1 pseudogene is annotated in these 2062 nt (G+C 30.5%); it reads left to right on the top strand.

Annotation, left to right across the window (positions count from 1 at the left end):
- Positions 1-1064: pseudogene (locus HMPREF0518_RS06930) on the top strand (ATP-binding cassette domain-containing protein); the annotation flags it as partial.
- Positions 1065-2062: the final 998 nt, after the last annotated feature.

Raw genomic sequence — 2062 nt, 5'->3', positions numbered from 1 at the left:
AGTCGTAAGGAAGTTGCGAATTATTTAGTTAAACAGACTAAAGGATATATTGTTGTTAGCCATGATCGTGATTTCTTAAATCAAGTAACTGATCACATTTTAGCAATCGAAAATACCGAAATTCATTTATATCAGGGAGATTTTTATACTTATGAAGATACAAAACAAAAGAGAGATGAATTTAATCAGCTAAAAAATAAAAAATTACAGGGAGAAATTAAAAATTTAAATAGGAAGTATGTTCGTTTTAATAATTGGTCGGATAGCATCGAAGCTCAAAAATATTCTGGTATGAAAACAAAGCATATTATTAATCGACGTACTCAATTGAATAAAGGTGCTATAGGTCACGATGCTGCGAAGATGATGAAAAAAGCTATTAATACACGACGCCGTTTGGATCGAAAAATTGATTCTAAAAGAGGACTAATGGCGAATATTGAAGATGTGCCTGAGTTGACCATAAACTTTAAACCTAATTACCATCAGACGCTGCTAGAAACACAACATTTTAGTTTAACTGTTGGTAATAAATGCTTATTCGATAATCTAAATTTAATTATAAGGAATCACGGTGTAATTTCATTAGAAGGCAAAAATGGTTCCGGCAAGTCTAAGTTTTTAAAGCTATTATTAGGTCAAGCAGTTGATAGCAGCTATCAAGGCAAATATAAATTAACCAACGGTTTATCAATCTCATATTTGCCTCAAAATTTTAATCAATATACTGGAACGCTGAAAGAATTTGCTAAAAAACAAAAAATCCCCTATGAAAGATTGTTAAATCTTTTAAAGAAAATGGGATTTCCCCGTTTCGCCTTTAATACTCCAATTGAAAAAATGAGCATGGGGCAACAGAAAAGGGTTGCAATAACAAAGTCATTAGTAGAACCTGCTGATTTATATTTGTGGGACGAGCCTGCAAATATTTAGACATTTTTAATCAAGATCAAATAATAAAATTACTACAAAAAATCAAACCAGCAATGTTATTAATTGAGCACGATCAGCACTTTATTAAACAGGTTGCTAATCAAAGAATTAAGTTAAATCAAAAAATATGAGACGACAGCGATTTTTGAGTTTTGGTTAAGTAATATTAGAATTGCTTAATAACTCCTAGTTATTAAAAATTTAATAGAGTAGGGGAAGATCGATTCTGTTCTCCCTCATTTCACCGTACATACGGTTCCGTATCCAATATTATGTTTGTAATTATTTGCGAGATAAATAGTATTTTTTATATCGCAAATTTTGAAGTAGTTGAATTTGCCTCTGACCACTTAGTTTACCTTGGTAAATATTAATGATAGTAGTGGTTGAACAACTGCTTTTCTTCTATGGATCAGATCTTTGATCTTGTCATAAAGTTTGACTTTCTCCTAGTTTTGCTTGTCAATGTTCGTCCTTTTTCCAAAAGCCAAAGCCTTGAAAATTTTTCTTAGTTGGCCGCACAACTTTAGTTTTCGTTGCGTTAACCTTTATAAGAGAAGTTTTCTTTCTAGTCACTTCCTTTATCTATAGTGTCCTATTGGCTTGTGGTTCACTACATTTGGCAATAACTATCTGTAGCCCCAGCTTTCATTGGACTATGCCCAACAAACATGAAAAGGGAGTCAAATTCTATTTAGTACTTAGTTCCCTCCAAAAATAAGACTAGTAATCTAATATTGGGCAAAAAACATTAGATTATTGGTCTTTTATAAACTTAATTGTAACTAAAATCGTCAAAATTATAGACATTAAAAATAATTTTGAAAATCGATTGACAAAATTTAATATTGTTAATATACTTTTAATAAAGTTGATTAAAAGGAGGTAACTTATAATGAAAAAAGAGGAAAAAATGATGTTAAGGCGGGAGCTAAAGTTAAGTTGGTCAATAAGGTTAAGTTTGGTGAACATAATAGACCAAATACTTGTTACTGCTTGAGTGGTTGCTAATGAAGTAGCTTACTTTGATAGTTAGATTGATAGATTTATTAATAAATTTATCAATCTTTTTTTATATGAATATGCATTATGAAACTGTCAAATCTTTTGTGTAAATAGATTTTTCTCA

It is taken from the genome of Lactobacillus helveticus DSM 20075 = CGMCC 1.1877, from assembly GCF_000160855.1.
GTDB lineage: Bacteria > Bacillota > Bacilli > Lactobacillales > Lactobacillaceae > Lactobacillus > Lactobacillus helveticus.
The sequence above is the reverse complement of the archived record's forward strand: the minus strand, read 5'-3'. Positions and strand labels throughout refer to the sequence as shown.